The sequence below is a fragment of the Mesorhizobium atlanticum genome, from assembly GCF_003289965.1.
Classification (GTDB): Bacteria; Pseudomonadota; Alphaproteobacteria; order Rhizobiales; family Rhizobiaceae; genus Mesorhizobium; species Mesorhizobium atlanticum.
Genome location: NZ_QMBQ01000003.1, coordinates 336,525 through 353,537, shown reverse-complemented (window position 1 = coordinate 353,537; position 17,013 = coordinate 336,525). Strand labels below are relative to the sequence as shown.

At 64.0% G+C, this 17,013-nt stretch carries 19 protein-coding genes; 6 read left to right on the top strand and 13 right to left on the bottom strand.

What is annotated here, in order from left to right:
* Positions 1-126: 126 nt before the first annotated feature.
* From DPM35_RS11420 to DPM35_RS11390, 7 genes are read right to left on the bottom strand one after another with little or no spacing between them, the layout of a single operon-like run.
* Positions 127-714: an NAD(P)H-dependent oxidoreductase gene (locus DPM35_RS11420; RefSeq protein ID WP_112127389.1), complete on the bottom strand. Its 588-nt coding sequence runs from the start codon at positions 712-714 to the stop codon at positions 127-129.
* Positions 714-1,295 (bottom strand): NAD(P)H-dependent oxidoreductase, encoded by a 582-nt coding sequence (locus tag DPM35_RS11415; RefSeq protein WP_181591991.1) that lies wholly within the window; start codon positions 1,293-1,295, stop codon positions 714-716. The genes DPM35_RS11420 and DPM35_RS11415 overlap by 1 nt, the downstream gene beginning before the upstream one ends.
* Positions 1,295-2,692: an FAD-binding oxidoreductase gene (locus tag DPM35_RS11410; RefSeq protein WP_112127387.1), complete on the bottom strand. Its 1,398-nt coding sequence runs from the start codon at positions 2,690-2,692 to the stop codon at positions 1,295-1,297. Before DPM35_RS11410 ends, DPM35_RS11415 begins: the two co-directional genes overlap by 1 nt.
* Entirely contained in the window at positions 2,692-3,993 is a 1,302-nt protein-coding gene (locus tag DPM35_RS11405) for a cytosine deaminase (protein WP_112127386.1), read from the bottom strand. The genes DPM35_RS11410 and DPM35_RS11405 overlap by 1 nt, the downstream gene beginning before the upstream one ends.
* A gap of 42 nt (positions 3,994-4,035) precedes the next feature.
* Positions 4,036-4,887 (bottom strand): ABC transporter permease, encoded by an 852-nt coding sequence (locus tag DPM35_RS11400; RefSeq protein ID WP_112127385.1) that lies wholly within the window; start codon positions 4,885-4,887, stop codon positions 4,036-4,038.
* Positions 4,874-5,692 (bottom strand): ABC transporter ATP-binding protein, encoded by an 819-nt coding sequence (locus DPM35_RS11395; RefSeq protein ID WP_112127384.1) that lies wholly within the window; start codon positions 5,690-5,692, stop codon positions 4,874-4,876. Before DPM35_RS11395 ends, DPM35_RS11400 begins: the two co-directional genes overlap by 14 nt.
* Positions 5,693-5,707: 15 nt before the next feature.
* Positions 5,708-6,712 (bottom strand): ABC transporter substrate-binding protein, encoded by a 1,005-nt coding sequence (locus DPM35_RS11390; protein WP_112127383.1) that lies wholly within the window; start codon positions 6,710-6,712, stop codon positions 5,708-5,710.
* A gap of 252 nt (positions 6,713-6,964) precedes the next feature.
* Between DPM35_RS11390 and DPM35_RS11385 the strand changes: the two genes are divergently transcribed.
* Both DPM35_RS11385 and DPM35_RS11380 read left to right on the top strand, forming a co-directional pair.
* The gene (locus DPM35_RS11385) at positions 6,965-7,348 is read left to right on the top strand and encodes a RidA family protein (protein WP_112127382.1); all 384 of its coding nucleotides are present in this window, start codon (positions 6,965-6,967) and stop codon (positions 7,346-7,348) included.
* A gap of 66 nt (positions 7,349-7,414) precedes the next feature.
* Complete coding sequence (locus DPM35_RS11380; RefSeq protein ID WP_112127381.1) at positions 7,415-8,212, top strand: creatininase family protein; 798 nt, start codon at positions 7,415-7,417, stop codon at positions 8,210-8,212.
* Between the two features lie 18 nt (positions 8,213-8,230).
* Here the strand turns inward: DPM35_RS11380 and DPM35_RS11375 are convergent, their stop codons facing one another.
* Together DPM35_RS11375 and cobD are read right to left on the bottom strand one after the other, a co-directional pair.
* Positions 8,231-8,740, bottom strand: coding sequence for a tyrosine phosphatase family protein (locus DPM35_RS11375; protein WP_112127380.1), 510 nt, complete (start codon positions 8,738-8,740; stop codon positions 8,231-8,233).
* A gap of 73 nt (positions 8,741-8,813) precedes the next feature.
* Positions 8,814-9,854, bottom strand: a complete 1,041-nt coding sequence (gene cobD, locus DPM35_RS11370) for a threonine-phosphate decarboxylase CobD (protein WP_112127379.1) — start codon at positions 9,852-9,854, stop codon at positions 8,814-8,816.
* On the opposite strand from cobD, the gene cbiB reads away from it, so the two are divergent.
* Complete coding sequence (gene cbiB, locus DPM35_RS11365) at positions 9,853-10,860, top strand: adenosylcobinamide-phosphate synthase CbiB (RefSeq protein ID WP_112127378.1); 1,008 nt, start codon at positions 9,853-9,855, stop codon at positions 10,858-10,860. The two genes, cobD and cbiB, sit on opposite strands and share 2 nt — an antisense overlap.
* Here cbiB and cobO read toward each other — a convergent pair.
* The 3 genes from cobO to DPM35_RS11350 form a co-directional block, all read right to left on the bottom strand.
* The gene (gene cobO / locus DPM35_RS11360; protein WP_112127377.1) at positions 10,857-11,471 is read right to left on the bottom strand and encodes a cob(I)yrinic acid a,c-diamide adenosyltransferase; all 615 of its coding nucleotides are present in this window, start codon (positions 11,469-11,471) and stop codon (positions 10,857-10,859) included. The two genes, cbiB and cobO, sit on opposite strands and share 4 nt — an antisense overlap.
* Position 11,472: 1 nt before the next feature.
* Positions 11,473-12,018, bottom strand: a complete 546-nt coding sequence (cobU, locus tag DPM35_RS11355; protein WP_112127376.1) for a bifunctional adenosylcobinamide kinase/adenosylcobinamide-phosphate guanylyltransferase — start codon at positions 12,016-12,018, stop codon at positions 11,473-11,475.
* Positions 12,019-12,142: 124 nt separating this feature from the next.
* Positions 12,143-12,838 carry a gamma-glutamylcyclotransferase gene (locus DPM35_RS11350; RefSeq protein ID WP_112127778.1) on the bottom strand — a complete coding sequence of 232 codons (696 nt, stop codon included), beginning with the start codon at positions 12,836-12,838 and terminating at the stop codon, positions 12,143-12,145.
* Between the two features lie 102 nt (positions 12,839-12,940).
* Between DPM35_RS11350 and DPM35_RS11345 the strand changes: the two genes are divergently transcribed.
* The gene (locus DPM35_RS11345; protein ID WP_112127777.1) at positions 12,941-14,131 is read left to right on the top strand and encodes an aromatic ring-hydroxylating oxygenase subunit alpha; all 1,191 of its coding nucleotides are present in this window, start codon (positions 12,941-12,943) and stop codon (positions 14,129-14,131) included.
* Here the strand turns inward: DPM35_RS11345 and DPM35_RS11340 are convergent.
* A complete protein-coding gene (locus DPM35_RS11340; RefSeq protein WP_112127375.1) occupies positions 14,100-15,299 on the bottom strand; it encodes an MFS transporter in 1,200 nt (399 codons plus the stop codon). The genes DPM35_RS11345 and DPM35_RS11340 overlap by 32 nt on opposite strands.
* Positions 15,300-15,529: 230 nt before the next feature.
* On the opposite strand from DPM35_RS11340, the gene DPM35_RS11335 reads away from it, so the two are divergent.
* Both DPM35_RS11335 and DPM35_RS11330 read left to right on the top strand, forming a co-directional pair.
* Entirely contained in the window at positions 15,530-16,531 is a 1,002-nt protein-coding gene (locus DPM35_RS11335; RefSeq protein WP_112127374.1) for a heparan-alpha-glucosaminide N-acetyltransferase, read from the top strand.
* The gene (locus tag DPM35_RS11330; RefSeq protein ID WP_112127373.1) at positions 16,528-17,007 is read left to right on the top strand and encodes a methyltransferase family protein; all 480 of its coding nucleotides are present in this window, start codon (positions 16,528-16,530) and stop codon (positions 17,005-17,007) included. The genes DPM35_RS11335 and DPM35_RS11330 overlap by 4 nt, the downstream gene beginning before the upstream one ends.
* The last annotated feature ends 6 nt before the right edge of the window (positions 17,008-17,013 follow it).

Below are 17,013 nucleotides of genomic sequence, written 5' to 3'. Positions count from 1 at the left end.
CGTTCCGCGGGGAGAAGGTGCCCGAAGGGCGGATGAGGGGCAGCGCCAGCCTCTCGTAAGTTCGCGCCGCCCCTCATCTGGCTGCCGCCATCTTCTCCCCGTAGAACGGGGAGAAGAAAGCTAACCTCAAAACCGCTCCAGCTTCGCCCTCACCTTCCCCAAAAACGCCGCTCTCGTCTTCGGCGTGGACGAATCCATCAGATAGTGCGCCAGGAAGAACGTCTTGCAGCGCGTGGCGCACAGCGCACGCATGCCGCGCAGGATCGTCTTGCGGCCCGGCTGGCCGACGACGACGCTCCACCAGGTCGGAGCGCCGCAGGTGGTGATGACGCCGACCTTGGTCACATGCCGCATCAGCGACGTGATACGCCCCTTCCCGGCCGGCAGCTTAAACGCGATGTCGGTCGCCCAGACCCGGTCGAACCAGCCCTTCAGCATCGCCGGCAATCCGTACCACCAGGTCGGATAGATGAAGAGGATCGCCTCGGCCCACATAAGAAGGTCGAAGTGCGGCTTGAGCGCCGGATCCTCAGGCGCGCGGTCGTTGTAGAAACGCCGTTCCTCGCAGCTCATCACCGGATCGAAATTCTCTGCATAGAGGTCCAGCAAACGCACATCCCAGCCTCTTCGCGTCAGCACCTCGATCGCCGTGTCGCGGATCGCCGCGCAGTAGCTTTCCGGCACCGGATGGCAATAGACCACCAGCACGCGCATCAGAAGGCGTCCATTGTCGCCGCGACCTTTGCCATGAAGGCCTTGCGCGTCTCATCGGTCGAAAGATTCATCGAATAGTGCGCGAGATAGGAAACGGGAGCGCCGGGCCTGATGGTCGCTCGCAGCATGCGCTTGACGATCTTGCGTGGCGGGTCGCCCATCAGCATGGCGCGGAAGCGGCTGCCGCCGTAGGTGGTGATGGCCGCCATCTTGCGGATATTGTGCAGTGTCGGCCGCACCTTGCCGTCGACCAGCTTGAACGACACGCCGGGCAGGAAGACGCGATCGAAGAAGCCTTTCAGGATCGCCGGATAGCCGTAGTTCCAGACCGGGAAGGACAGCACCAGCGCTTCGGCATTGCGCAGCCTTCCGACATAGCCGGCGACAGCATCGGCAGGACTGCGCTGGTCGTGATAGCCAAGCCGCTCAGTCCGCGTCAGCCGCGGATCGAAATTCTCGGCATAGAGATCGCAGTCATCAATCGTATGACCCGCCGCGGTCAGGCGCTCGACGATCGTCCGGTGCAGGCCGGCGTTGAAGCTGGTCTCCACCGGATGCGCGTAGAGCACGAGGATGTTCATCAGCCCGCCTTTTGCAGGCCCTTGAACAGGAAGGGCTTGCCCGAGCGATAATCGTAGGCGGGGTTTTCCCAGGCTATCATCTTGCCGGGGTTGAGCAGCCCTTGTGGATCGGTCTGGCGCTTGAAGGCAAGCTGCACATCGTCCGTTCGCTTCATGCCTCCCTCCTCCAGCGTGTAGCGATGCGGGTTGAAGATCCAGCAGCCATTGTCCTCGTGGATGCGAATGATCTCGTTGAGCCGCTCTTCCGTGGTGTAGCGCACCAGCGGCAGGCCGGCGGCGCCGATCGCGCCGTCGAAGCGGATGAACTCGAGATGCGCCGGCACCTCGTCACCAAACCGCTCGACCATCGCCTTGACATGGGCGAGATGATCCGGCGACGGGTAGCGTGCCTGCAGATAGGTGATCGTCGGATCGACCCGGATAGCGCGCAGCGTCGTGTGGTTCCAGGTGAGCTCATAGGCCGGCGGGAGCCCTTTGAGGTCGGTCTCCCGGTCGGCCCGGAACACGATCTCGCCCCTGGTGCTGCGCACGAAGGCGATAAAGGCGTCCATCGCATGCGGCGCGATCATGCACACGACGATGCTCTGCTCGCGCCGGAAGAATTTCTGGTGCCGCTTGAAATAGTCGTAAGGGATAGGCGCGGCGATCGGCGTGATCAGCTTGGCCAAGATGCCGTCCTGCACGGCGAGATCGTTGCCGAACCCGGCCGCGTCCATGAAATCGTCGAAACCGACAATGACGTCGATCCAGTCATAGGAGGCCGTCAGCGGCATTTCGACCTCGGTGATGATGCCGTTGGTGCCGTAGGCGTGCATCACCTTGAGCACCTCTTCGCCGGTGAGCTCCATGACGCGCGGCTCGGCTTCCATGGTCACGGTCCGCAGGCGAATGACATTGCCGAGGTCGCGCAACCCGCCCCAGCGGATCGAGCCAACGCCGCCCGAGCCGCCGGCGACGAAGCCGCCGATCGAGGCGGTGTTGTAGGTCGAGGGAGACATGCGCAGTTCCTGGCTGGAATGCGCCCGCGTCGCCTTGTCGATCTCGGCGAGCACCGCGCCCGGTCCGGTCACCACGCGCCCAGGCGCGATCGACTTGATCGCGTTCATCTCGGCGAGGTTGAGCACCACGCCTCCCGACAACGGCATCGCCTGCCCGTAATTGCCGGTGCCGCTGCCGCGCGGCGTCACCGGCACGCCGTGCTTGTGACAGGCGGCAAGCACGCGGATGACCTCGTCCTCGTCCTTCGGTGTTACTATGAGATCGCCTTTCACATGATCGAGCTGTGCCTTCAGCACCGGGCTGTACCAGTAGAAGTCGCGGCTCTTCTGCTGGACGATGGCCGGGTGGTCGTCGATCTTGATCCCGTCGAGGTCGCGCTTCAGCGCTGCGATATCCATCATCCCACCATCAATTCGTCGAGTTCGGCATAGTCGGGCAGTTGGCGTTCGATCGCCCTGCCCTCGCGCACGACGATGCGATCCGATTCGGGCCGCGACAGCAATTCGGTCCAGCTGCGTCCCTTGAAGACGATGAAGTCGGCGCTGCCGCCGGCAGCAAGCTTCCCGGCATCGTCGAGCCGCATCACCTCGGCCGGCGTCGCCGCCACCGCCTTCGGCCAGTCGCCGACCGGATGGTCGAAGTGCAGGATGCGTGTCGCCATGCGATAGACTTCCAGCATGTCGAGATCGCCATAGGCGTAGAATGGATCGCGCGTGTTGTCGGAGGCGACCGCCACCTTGATGCCGCGCGCCTTCATCTCGTGCAGCAGCGTCACGCCGCGCCAGCGCGGGGTGGTGTGATTGTTGCGCCGGTCCTGCAGATAGAGATTGCACATCGGCAGCGACACCACGGCGAGCCGGGCCTTCGCCACCTTGTCCAGCGTGTCGAGAACCTCGAGGTCCGGTTGCCGCGCCAGCGAGCAGCAATGGCCGACCAGGATGTTGCCCTCAAAGCCGCTCCACAGCGACGCCTCGGCGATCTTCTTCAGCGAGATCGCCGCGACGTCGTCGGTCTCGTCGGCATGGAAGTCGAGATCGAGCCCATGCCTGATCGCTTCAGCGAAAACCTGGTCGAGCAGTTCCTCGAGATCGGACACCATATAGGTGACGACGCCGAGCACACCCTTGGCCGCCGCGACGCGTTTGGCCAGCTTGTCGAACCAGCCCTTGTCGCGCACGCCTTCGATGCCGAGCAGGCAGGCGGCTTGCAGATCGATCCTGCCGCGCCATTTTTCCCGCATCATCTCGAACACCGGCCAGGAGATCTCTTCTTGCGGTCGCACGCTGTCGAGGTGGGTGCGCAAGGCCTTGGTGCCATGCGCGTAGGCCGAGCGCAGCGAGAAATCCATGCGCCGCGCGACATCTTCCGCGCTCCACCGCGCGGTGCGGTCGGCACCTGTGGCGTTGAGCGCGCCCATGAAGGTGCCGTCGGGATTGGGCTTTCGCGGCCAGATATGGCCCTTGTCGATATGGGTATGACAGTCGACGAAACACGGCAGCACGATCCGGCCGGCAAGATCGATTGCGTCGGCTGGCGTCTTCGATCTCCCACGCGCCGCAATGCTCGAAATCTTGCCGCCGGTAACGGCCATGTCGGCAAGCGCGAAACCATCAGCGTCGTAACTTGCGGCAAGCCCGGGCGTCAGCGAACGGTGAACGCGAGCATTGGCAAGCAGGTACGAACCAGAGGCAGGTATCAAGATCTGGTCCTCTTCGCGATTTCCTCTGGGGCTCCCACCACTCTAGCGCTCCTGCTTGAGCGCACTCTCGTGCCAGCGGCGCAGGATCAGATGCGACACCAGCGACAGCACCAGGAAAATCAGGATGCCGGTGAGCGAGATCAGGATCAGCGCCGCGAACAGGCGTGGCGCGTTGAGCCGGTAGCCGGCCTCGATGATACGCGAGGCAAGCCCCGACGACTGCCCCTGCGCGCCGGCGACGAATTCGGCGACCACGGCGCCGATCAGCGACAGGCCGCCAGCGATTTTCAGTCCGCCGAGGAAATAGGGCATCGCCGCCGGCAGGCGCAGATAGCGCAATTGCTGCCAGCGTGTCGCGCCGTTGAGCTTGAACAGGTCGCGCAGGTTCCTGTCGACGGAGTTCAGCCCGAGCGTGGTGTTGGAGAGGATCGGGAAGAAGGCGACGATCCAGGCGCAGAGCAGCAGTTTGACGGTCTGGTTGTTCACATAGATGTTGATCAGCGGGAAGATGGCCACGATCGGCGTCACCTGCAGCACGATGGCGAAAGGGAAGAACGACATCTCCACCCATTTCGACTGCGCGAACAGCACCGCCAGCCCGACGCCGCCGATGACCGCGAGCAACAGGCTGAGGAAGGTGATCCTGAGCGTCACCAGCAGCGAGGAGAACAACAGCCGGGCATCATTGTGCAGCGTCTGCAGCACCACGCCCGGCCGCGGCAGGATATATTGCGGGATCTCGTTCCAGACGCAGATCCGATCCCACAGCCAGATCGCCAGCACCATGATCGCCAGCGGCAGCACCCATTTGCCGATACGTTCCAGCCGCTCCTGGCGCACGCGCCGCGCCTCTTCGGGATCCAGCTTCAACGTGGCGTCTTCAATGGCCGTCATGGTGTGGTCCGGCGGTTGAGTTGATGGCGTCGACCAGCACGTCCGAAGCCTGGCGGCAAAGCGCGGCGTAGTCCGGTGAGGTCCGGAATACCTCGTCGCGCGGATAAGGCGCGCTGATGGGGAGCTCGCCGAAAACGCGGCCGGGCCGCGCGGCCATGACGACGACGCGGCTGGACAGGAACACGCTTTCGAAGACGCTGTGGGTGACGAAGACCACAGTGAAACGCTCGTCCTGCCACAGTTCCAGAAGGTCGTTGTTGAGCTTGAAGCGGGTGATCTCATCCAGCGCCGCGAACGGCTCGTCCATCAGGAGGATGCGCGGCTTGGTCACCATGGCCCGTGCGATCGAAACGCGCATCTTCATGCCGCCGGAAAGCTCGCGCGGCACGGAATTCTCGAAACCGTTGAGGTGGACGCGCGCCAGCATCTCCATGACGGCGGGTTCGGCCTTTGCCCGCGACACGCCCTTGAGCCGCAGCGGCAGCCAGACATTGTCGAAGACGCTCGCCCAAGGCAGCAGCGTCGGCTCCTGGAAGACGAAGCCGATGTTCGAGCGGTCGATCGAGCCGCGCCAGTCGAGCTGCCCGGAGGTCGGCGTCGACAGGCCGGCGATCAACCTGAGCGCCGTCGACTTGCCGCAGCCGGACGGGCCGAGCAGGCTGAGGAAATCGCCCTCGCGGATGGCGAGGTCGACCTTGCTCAGCGCCGTCACGCCGTTGGAAAAGATCTTGCCGACATTGCGCAGCGACAACAGCATCGGGCCCTCGCCCGATGCTGTTTTCTGCGCCACTTTCTCCTGGATCATCTCAGGCAGGCCGCCTTACTTCTTCAACTCCAGCCCGACCCCCTTGTTGACGAAGGCCAGCGTGTAGGCCTTCTTGATGTCGATACCCGGCTGCGCGACCTTGGCCTTGACCATCTTGTCGTAGAAGCTCTGGATGCGGGCGTCGGTCATGGCGCCGATGCCAAGCTTCTCCGAATCGCCGGAATCGACCACGCCGAACTTCTTCAGCTGCTCGATCGAGAAGGCGATCTGCTCATCCGTCATGTCCGGATTGTCCTTCTTGATCATGTCGTTGGCGGCTTTGTTGTCGCCGTAGAGATAATTATACCAGCCCTTGGCCGAGCCATCGACGAAGCACTGTACGACCTCCGGCCGCTTGTCGATCGTGTCCTGCATCACCTCGACGGTCGTCGCATAGGTATCCCAGCCATAGTCGGCGAGCAGGAACTGGTTCGGCACGAAGCCGCCGGCCTTCTGCACCGCGAACGGCTCGGACGTGACATAGCCCTGCTGGATCGACTTCTTGTTGGCGATGAAGGGCGCCGGATTGAAGGTGTAGGGCACGCGCTTGGCGGGATCGAAGCCGAGCTCGGTCACCATCCACTGGAAGAAGGTCTGCGCGCCCTCGTCCCCGAGGATGTACTGGTCGGCGTTCTTGAGGTCTTCCCATTTGTCCAGCCCCTGCCCCGGCTGGGACATGATGACCTGCGGGTCCTTCTGGAAGTCGGCGGCGACGACGCGCATCGGGATGCCCTGCTGCACGGCGTCGAAGGCCGACAGCAGATTGCCGCCCATGTAGAAATCGATCTTGCCGGCAAGCAGCATCGGCCGGCCGCTGACCTGCGGGCCACCCTGCATGATGGTGACGTCGAGGCCGCAGGCGGCATAGGTGCCGTCGGCAACGGCCTGGTAGTAGCCGCCATGCTCCGGCTCGGCCAGCCAGTTGGTGCCGAACGTCACCTTCTCGTTCGCGGCAGCAGCCAGCGTGCCCGCCACCAGCAAGGCGATCGAGCCCGCCAGGATCTTACCATTTCCGATCATAAACTCACCCTCTCTTGGCTCCGGCGCGCAGCGCGCTGGGCTCGACACCATTGGTTCAAGAAGCAAGACACATGCCACCGCCCGGGCCGCCCGCTTGCGCGGCAGTCATTGCCGAGACCGGAAGGGTCATGCTGTGCGCGAGGCATCGTGCCTATTTTTTGGACGCCTGTCCATAATCGCTCGGGCGGCATGCACCGCATCTTGAAGGTTTCATGAATCGAGCCTTAGTCTGCAGGCGCACAGGAGAATGCCATGCTGAAATACCTCGCCCCCAAGACCATCAAGCCGCCCTTCGCCCGTTACAGCCACGGCGTTGAAATACCTGCCGGAAAGCGGCTTGTGCTGTGCTCCGGTCAACTGGGCATCGGCGCTGACGACCATGTTCCCGAGGACGCAGGCGCGCAGGCCGAGCTTTGCTTCAAGAATATCGCCGCGATCCTGAGCGAGGCCGGGCTGACCTTGAACGACACCGTGCGCATCAACGCCTTCGTCACCGATCGTGCCCATCTGCAGCCTTATATGGACGTTCGCAACCGGCTCTTTTCCGATCCCGCGCCGGCATCGACACTGATGATCGTTTCCGGCTTCGCCCGTCCGGAGTTCAAGGTCGAGGTGGAGGTCTTGGCGGCGGGATAGCGTTGCCCGTAGCCAACAAGCGCATTACACCGAACGGAGCGGACGGCAGAGCAATCGGAGACCAGAGTGGCCAAAAAACGTGTGTGGTGGGGCGACTACCGGACGACAGAATATGCCTCGATCGACGCCGAAGCGACCATTGCCGTGCTTCCGGTGGCGGCGATCGAGCAGCATGGCCCGCATCTGCCGGTCTCGACCGACACCTCGATCATGACGGGCATGCTGGAGACGGTGATCGCGCGCCTGCCCGACGACCTCGACATCCGCATCCTGCCGGTACAGGCGGTCGGCAAGTCGAACGAGCACCTGCATGCACCCGGCACCCTCACCCTGCCGGCGACCACGCTGGTGGATGCCTGGACCGAGCTTGGCCTGTCGATTGCGCGCGCCGGGGTCAGAAAGCTGATCATCGTCAATTCGCATGGCGGCAATGAAGAGATCATGGGCATCGTTTCGCGCGAATTGCGTGTGCGCGCCAAAATGCTGTCGGTGAAGACGAGCTGGCAGCGTTTCGGCCGCCCGGCCGGCATGTATACCGAGCTCGAAGACCGTCACGGCATCCATGGCGGTGATGTCGAGACCTCGCTGATGCTGCATTTCCGGCCCGATCTCGTCGACATGGGCAAGGCGGACAATTTTGTCTCCAATGTCGGCCGCGCCGAAAAGGAATTCGCCCTGCTGCGCCACACCGGAACGCACGCCTTCGCCTGGATCGCCAGCGACCTAAACCCCAACGGCGTGGTCGGCGATGCCTCGATCGCCACGCCCGAGAAGGGCCGGCTCACCGCCGAGCATCAGGCAGACGGATTTATCAATCTGGTCAAGGATGTGCGTAAGGCGAAGCTGACCGACTGGCTGTCGTAGCGCTGCGTCCGCTGTGATCTAAGCTTCGATCCCCAATTCGAAGGGGACTCCTTCGAACGCGTCGGCACCGCGCCCGATCGCCTCGATCGCCGTAATCATGCGGCCATCGCGCTGAAGCAGCATGTCGGCGACGGCGATCAATCGTGGATTGGGCGTTGCGGTCGGCGAGAGAAAACGCAGCGTCTTGGCGAGTTCCATCTCGTCACGCTTCGGCGCCAGCGCCGCCGCAATGATATAGGCCGAGGCGGTCGAGCGGCTCACGCCGGCATAGCAATGCACGACCAGCGGCTTCACGCGATCCCAACGGTAGGCGAAATCGAGCAAGGCGCGGACGTGCTCCTCACCTGGCATCGTCATGCCTTCCTGCGCCACAGCGATATCGTGCATGACGAGGTGCAGATGGTTTTCCGCCAGGATCGAGGCCGGGCGCGTCACTTCCGTGCCCGCGGCAAGCAGCGAAAGCAGCCGCTGCGCACCGGTCCTTGCCACGGTCTCGTCGACCTTCGACAGCGAACAGACATGGATCATTGTGCGAACTCCTTCGGCGCATCCTTGCGCCTAGAGCATGATGCCGAAAAGTGTGAAGCGGTTTCGGGCGACATCATGCTCTTTCTCTTTGATTTTGGGCCCAGGCGGCAAGCGCGCCTTCAAGGCGCAGCCATTCCGCCTCGCTGCCCGGCAGGCCGACACGCAGCACTCCAGGCCGCTCGGCGAAATGGCGGACGAGCACGCCACTTGAACCAAGCGCCGAAAACAGGCTCTGTGCCTCGGGAAACGACAAATAGCGGAATAGGCTGGTGCCGCCGGCGACCGGCACATCGAATCGGCCAAGCAGGACGTCGAGCCGCCCGGCATCTTGCGCCAGGCGTTGCCGCATATCGGCCTGCCATCCCGCATCCGACAGGGCGCGGATGCCATATTCGAGCGCCGGACCAGCCACCGCCCAGGGCCCGAGCTGCGCATCCAGCCGTTCGGCCGTCAACGGATCCGCCAACGCGAAGCCGAGCCGAACACCCGCCAGGCCGAAGAACTTGCCGAACGAGCGCAGCACGACAATGCCGCCCTCCTCGACATCGCCGGCCAGGCTTTGCTCGACCGGTCCGACATCCATGAAGGCCTCGTCGACGACGAGCAGCCCGCCCTTGGCGCGAAGCAGCGCCGCGAGTTCAAGCAGGCGCGGCTTTTCGATCACCCGACCGTCCGGATTGTTGGGATTGACCAGCACCGCAAGATCCGCGTCCGCCAGCGCGTCGAAATCGCTGACCTCCGCAACCGCATGGCCGGCTATCGCAGCAGCCCGGGCGTGTTCGGCATAGGTCGGGCCGAGCACCAGCGCCTTGCCGGGCCGCAGCAGCGAAGCCACACGCGGCAGCAGAATCTGCGTGCCGGGCGCCGCCGCCACATGCGCCACAGATGGCGCGCCATAGGCCGCAGCCGCAATTTCGGCCAATTCGCGCAGTTGTCCTGCCTCCGGCAATCGGGTCAGGGCGGTGGCGGGCAGTTCGAAAAGCGGATAGGAGTGCGGGTTGATACCTGTCGAGAGGTCCACGAAAGGTTGTGGCGCATGAGGAAAAAGCGCGCTTGCCCGGCCAAGGCTGCCGCCATGATCAACCGCCGCGATCGCGCCGCTTAGAAGCTTCATGTCTGTCCTGATCGCTTTCCTGTCACTCGCCGTCGAACGGGTCCTCGGCTATCCGGACTGGCTGTTCAACGCTATCGGCCATCCGGTCACCTGGATCGGCAGGCTGATATCCTTTCTCGATCGCCGGCTCAACCGCGCCACAGATTCCGACGAAATCCGTCGCCGCCAGGGTGTGCGGGCGTTGCTCATTATTTTGCTGGTGCCTGGCCTCATCGGCCTTGCGCTGCATGTCCTGCTCTGGCTGATGTTCCCGACAGGTCTGATCATTGCCGCCATCCTCGGTTCCTCGCTGCTGTCGCAGAAAAGCCTCGCGGAGCATGTCGAGGAGGTTGCCGACGCGCTGGAGACCGGCGGCCTGACGCTTGGCCGCATCGCCGTCTCACGCATCGTCGGCCGCGATCCTGAAAAGTTGGACAAGGCAGGTGTCGCCCGCGCGGCGATCGAAAGCCTGGCCGAGAATTTTTCGGATGGCATCGTCGCACCGGCCTTCTGGACCGGGATCGGCGGCCTTGCCGGAGGTGCCGCCTACAAGGCAGCCAACACTGCCGATTCGATGATCGGCCACCGCACGCCGAAACACGAAGCCTTTGGCCGTGCAGCCGCCCGCTTCGACGATCTGATAAACCTGCCGGCATCCAGGCTCACCGGCCTGCTCATCGTGCTGGCGGCCTTTCTGGTCCCGGGCGCCGATCCACGCGCCGCCTGGCACGTCATGCGCCGCGATGCCAGGAAACACCGCTCGCCCAATGCAGGCTGGCCGGAAGCCGCGATGGCCGGCGCGCTGGGGCTGTCGCTCGCCGGACCGCGCAGCTATGGCGGCGAGGTCGTCGAGGACGCCTTCATGGGCGAAGGCGGTCGCCGCGAGGCCGAAAGCACCGACATCCGCCAGGCGCTGAAACTTTATCGCGTCGCGGATTGGCTGCTGCTCGGCCTATTCGCGGTGCTGTCGGCGATCGTGATCTATCTGACCATCCAAATCAGCGGCCAAGGCGCCAACGCGCTTTAGAACTCAATTCCTTGCTGCGCTTTCACGCCGGCGGAGAAATGGTGCTTCGTCAGGCCCATCTCAGTGACCAGATCGGCCGCCTCGACAAGCAGCGGCTTGGCGTTTCGGCCGGTGACGATCACATGCAGATCGTCCCGGCGCGCCTTCAATGCCGCGACCACCTTTTCCAGGTCGAGATAATCGTAGCGCAGCGCGATGTTGAGCTCGTCGAGCACCACGAGGCTGATCGACGGATCGGCCATTAGTTCCAGCGCCTTGACCCAGGCCGCTTCAGCGGCGGCGATGTCGCGTTTGAGATCCTGGGTCTCCCACGTGAACCCCTCGCCCATCGCATGCCAGACGACGCGGTCGCCGAAGGCGGCAAAGGCGTCCTTTTCGCCGGTATGCCATTTGCCCTTGATGAATTGGACGACGCCGACGCGCTTGCCGTAGCCCAGCATCCTCAGCGCCAGGCCGAACGCGGCCGTGGTCTTGCCCTTGCCTGGACCGGTGTTGACGATCAGGAGGCCTTTCTCGATCGTCTTGCCGGCGACCTCGGCATCCTGCACCGCCTTGCGCTTCGCCATCTTGGCGCGATGGCGCTCGGCGTCCTTTTCCTCGATTTCGGCCATGTCACTTCACCTTGAGCGGCAGCCCCGCCACCATCATCAGCACATTGTCGGCAGTGGCCGCGACCTGCTGGTTGAGTCGGCCCGCTGCATCGCGGAACCGGCGCGCCAGCGCATTGTCGGGCACGATGCCGAGCCCGACCTCGTTCGAAACCACGAACCACGGCCCGCGCGGCCGCGACAGCACATTCGCCAGTTGCCGGCATTCGGCCTCGACATCATGCTCGGCCAACATATGGTTGGTGAGCCACAGCGTCAGGCAATCGATCAGCACAGGTTCGTGATTCGGCAAAGCCTCGATTGCGCCAACCAGGTCGAGCGGCGCGTCGACGGTGACCCAGCCTTCGCCGCGCCGCGACCGATGCAGCGCAATGCGCTCGCGCATCTCCTCGTCATAGGCCTGTGCCGTGGCGATGTAGGTCCAGGGCGACGGGTTAGCGGTCGTCAGCTTCTCGGCATAAGAGCTCTTGCCCGAGCGCGCCCCGCCCAGGATGAATGTCAGTTTCCGACTGGAAGCTCTATTGCCGCTCGCGGCTGTCGCGCCGGTCATTCCTGCCTTGGTCCTCGGATGAATTCTTGCGGCAGCCAATGGGCTGACAGGGCGCGACTTTAGGCAGAAGCGCTCAGACCGGCAAACCAAATTCCGCCACCGCTCGGCGCGATTGCGGCACGGCTTACGACTGCTTCGAGCCGGCGATCCGAGTAGCGACGAGCTGCTGCAACCGCCACAGATGCGTATCGTGGATTCCGCGCTGCTCCAGGTTCTTCACCGTGTTGTAGAGATAATCGGCGCCCGAGCCCCAATGGCCGCAGGAGGTCGCCAGCCTTTCGACAACCGCCTCCTCGCTCAACGGACCGGCATAGGTGGTACCGTGGCGATTGATGACGAAGGCCAGCGCCCGCAACGGACCGGCATCGCTCGTCATGTTGATCAGGCGCGGATGATAGCTGGTCGGCTTCAGCGTCACCTCGCGCCGCAGGATCTTGTCGAGTTGCTCGCGCCGGTCGCCATCGCCAAGTCGAAAGGCGACGCCCTTGCACTGTCCGCCCCGGTCCAGCGCCATCATCAGGCCCGGGCTTTCCTTGGTGCCGCGCCAACGCGTCATCTTCATGCAGAAGGATCTGTGCCAGCCGCGCAGCAGGGCCACCCGCTCCTCGACATGCTCGATCTCGGGCTTCCAGATCAGGGAGCCGTAGCCAAACAGCCAAAGCGGTTCGTTGGCGGGAAGCTGAGCCTCCAGCTTGCGCGTCATCGCGTCATAGTCCGCGTCATCCAGATGCGCAGCATCAGGATCGGGCCCGCTATCCTCGACAACGCGAAAGCAGCGCGCGACCAGCTCCTCGGTAAGCGACATGGTTCTTGGCAGCATGCGCGCGACCATAAGGTTCCTGCGCGACTGAAACAATGCGTCCGCCTCGCGATTGACAACTCCTTGGCCCGGGTGTCGGCTGTCGTCACCCGGGAGAAGCCGATGCAGCCCAATGCGAGCGAACGCGATCCTTACAACGGCCTGACCAGCCTCCACCCGACCTTGCCGCCGGCGGCCTATTGGGATGCCGAAGCATACCGGCGCGATCTGGACGCCATCTGGTATCGAAGCTGGCTGATGGTCTGCCGCGAGTCCGACATCGCCGAGCCGCTTGCCTTCCGAACGGTGCGCATCGCCAGCCAGGAGATCGTCGTGCTGCGCGACGAGACCGGCGCCTTGCGCGCCTTCCACAACACCTGCCGGCATCGCGGCTCGCAGCTTTTCCAGGAAAGTGCCGGGCGCCTGAAGGCCAGGCTGCTCACCTGCCCCTACCACGCATGGTCCTATTCGCTGCGCGGCGATCTCGTGCGCGTGCCGTCGAAATCGCTGCCCGAAGGCTTCGACAAGGCCGATTATCCGCTCTACCGCGTCGCGCTCTCGCTCTGGCGCGGCTTCGTCTTCATCAACCTCGCCGAGGAACCCGAGGACTCGGCGGAAAGCTCGTTCGATCGCGGCTCCGGCGACCTTTCCAACTGGCCGCTGGAAACGCTCGTCACCGGCCATCGGCTCACCAAGGTGATGAACTGCAACTGGAAGATTTTCTGGGAAAACTTCAACGAGTGCCTGCACTGCCCGGGCGTGCACAAGGATCTGTCGCGGCTGGTGCCGATCTACGGCCGCGGGCTAATGGCAAGGCATGACGATCCCGAATGGGCGCGCCACGCCGACAATGACGCTCCGGAATTTTCCGGCCGCCTGCGCGTCGGCGCAGAGACGTGGTCGAAGGACGGCCACGTCCACGGCCCAGTCTTTCCAGGCTTGACCCCCGCCGAGCGCGCCGCCGGCCAGACCTATGCCACGTCGCTGCCCTCGATGTTCATCGTCGGCCATGTCGACTACATGCGCACGGTGCGGCTCGCCCCGCTCGGCCCCGAGCAGACCGAGCTCACCGCCGAATGGCTGTTCGCTCCCGATGCATTGGGAAAGACCGATATCGACAACATCGTCGCCTTCGGCACCCAGGTGCTTGAGGAAGACGCCGCGATCTGCGAGGTCAACCAGAAGGGCCTGCGCTCGATGCGCCATGAGGCCGGCGTGCTGATGCCCGAGGAATACGACCTGCGCCGCTTTCACGATTGGGTGCGCGAGCGCCACGCGGCGCTCAAAACGCCTTCGGCAGATAGCGCCAGGTGACGAAGCCGCAGAAGGCGGCCAGCATGCCGAGCGTGACGAACACCGATCCCAGGCCGAAGAAGGTGAGCACAACCGAACAGACCAGCGGCGGCGTCAGCTCGGAGAAATCGAGATAGGTGCGGTAGACCGCCGCCATCTGCGCCTTCTCGTAGGAACGGACCGAGCGCATGAAGGCGGTCGAGCCGAGCGCGTCGAGGGCGATGGTGAAGAGTGCGCCGCAGAGCAGCAGCGCGGCCGTGAGCAGCGGCGCGGCCTCGCCGATGCCGCCCGCAGCGAACAGCATGGCAGCCATGGCGAAATAGGCGAAGGTCATGACCCGCCTTCCGCCGAAGCGCTTGCCGGCCCTGCCCCAGAAGATCGCCACGAACAGAAGCGCGTTGCCGGCCGAGACAAGCAGGCCGCCGGCAAGCTTGCCCTCGCCGGTGATCACCATGAACAGCGGGCCATAGACGAAGAACGTCGTCCAGAAGCAGGAGCGGCCGAAGGCGATCAGCCAGGCAAGTCTCAGCCTCGGCTGCTTCACGAAGCGGCCGATATTGGCGAGCGGATTGGCCGGACGCGACTTGCCGGGCCGGATCGACTGGTTGTCGCTCAACCGGTAGAACCAGAACAGGCAAAGCAGCGCGAACGCAAAGACCACGACCGCGCCATGCGCGGCATAGATGCCGAAATGTGTGTAGAGGAAGATGCCGAGCGTCGGCCCGCCGGTCCAGGCGAACATCGACCAGGCCATGCGCAGCGACTCCGCCTGCATGAAGTCGGTCTTGCGGATGTGGTCCATGATGTAGAGGTTGAGCGTGATCGACAGCGCGCTCGCCCCCATGACGCGGCACAGCATGCCTGCAATCTGTCCGGGCAGCGTGTGGGTGACGAAGAAGGCCGAGCCGATCGCCAGCAGCACGCAGCCGGCCGTGTAGACCCAGCGCCGTGCGAAACGGCGGATGAGCATCGGCATGAACAGCGTGACCGAAAGGCCCATCAGCGACACGATGGTGTAGAGGATCGAGACGATCCGCTCATTGTGCAGGATCTCGTAGGCCTGGATCGGGATCACGCTGGAGATCGTCGCGCGGGCGAAGGATTCCACGGCATAGAGCGAGGCGAAGGTGCGCGCGTCCGCCGGCCGCAGGGCCGGAAGCCAGATCGGATGGCGCACATGGGTGGACATCGGCCCTCCGGGACGTGAATCGCTTTGCCAAAATCTGGCCGGACCGGCCGCCGGCCAGTAGCAGGAAACCGACCCCCGGGGGCCGAAAAGCGAAGCCTGTCAAAGGCTTTCCGCCGCTGGCCTAAAGCGAAATTTCATGGCTGCCATGAAACGCATTGATGGCCGCCGGCTTCTGTCGCCCGCTTGAACCGTGATAGTCGTTTGGCACGACTGAATCGGATTGCCAGACGATGAGCCTTCAAACGACGAGCGAACCCGTTCAGGACGCGCCCAAGCAGGGCCGCATCGCCGCCTTCGACATCCTGCGCGGCGTCGCGCTGATCGCTATGGCGAGCTACCATTTCACCTGGGATCTCGAGAATTTCGGCTATACCGCTCCCGGCCTCACCGCCTTCGGCTGGTGGAAGTTCTATGCGCGCTGCATCGCCTCGACTTTCCTGTTCCTGGTCGGCGTCAGCCTGTTCCTCGCCCATGGCCGCCAGATCCGCTGGCCAGGCTTCTGGAAGCGCTTCGCCATGGTCGCGGCGGCGGCGATCGCCATTTCGGCGGTGACTTATCTTGTCACGCCGGACGGTTTCATCTTCTTCGGCATCCTGCACGAGATCGCGCTGGCCAGCCTGCTCGGCCTCGCCTTTCTCACGCTGCCTTGGCTGCTGACGGCAGTCATTGCCGCTGCCGTCACCGCAGCCCCCTACTATCTGCGGTCGGAATTCTTCGATCATCCGGCGCTGTGGTGGGTCGGCCTTTCCGCCATCAACCCGCGTTCCAACGACTATGTGCCGCTCTTTCCCTGGTTCGGCGCCGTGCTTGCGGGCATAGCCGCGGTCAAGCTGGCTTCCGCCACGGGCCTGCTTGCCCGGCTGGGAACGTGGGCGCCCGGCCGCTGGTCGAAGCCGCTGACCTTCATCGGCCGCCACAGCCTCGCCTTCTACCTCATCCACCAGCCGCTTCTGTTCGGCTCGGTCTGGATGTTCTCGCAGGTCATGCCCGCTGCCCCCCAGGACAAGGAAGCCGGCTTCCTGCCGGCCTGCCAGGCGCAGTGCGAACAGCAGCGCGACAGCAAGTTCTGTACAAGCTATTGTGGCTGCATGCTGGACACGCTGAAGGGCGAAGGGTCTTTCGACAAGCTCTACGCCAACGACCAGTCCAGCGTCTGGAAATCGCATCTGGCCGACCTTGCGGAAACCTGCACCGCAGCGACCGAAGACCAGATGGAGGGAGGGCAGCAATGACGGGCATCGCAAAGCCCAGACACGGGATCATTCCCTGGCCGCCGGTTATCTATGTGGTGGCGATCGCGGCGAGCATCGTGCTCGGCATGCTCTACCCGCTGCCCTGGATCGGCGACATTTTTGGCGACCTCATGTTCGGCGTCGGCTGGGTGGCGCTGTTCGGCGTAGCCATGCTCTGGATCACCGCCATTCGCGCCATGTTCAAGGCCAGGACGACGCTCGACCCCAATGCCGAGCCCGACCACCTGGTGACGTCAGGTCCCTTCGGCATCACCCGCAACCCGATGTATCTCGCCAACACGCTGCTTTTGATCGGCGTCGCCTTCATCACCGGCATCGCCTGGTTCCTGATCTTCGCCTTCCTCGCCGCCTTCGCCACGCAGAAGCTTGCGATCGAGAAGGAGGAAAAGATCCTGACGGCGAAGTTCGGCAAGAAATATCGCGACTATGCCAAAAGGGTTCGGCGCTGGATCTGAGCGGGT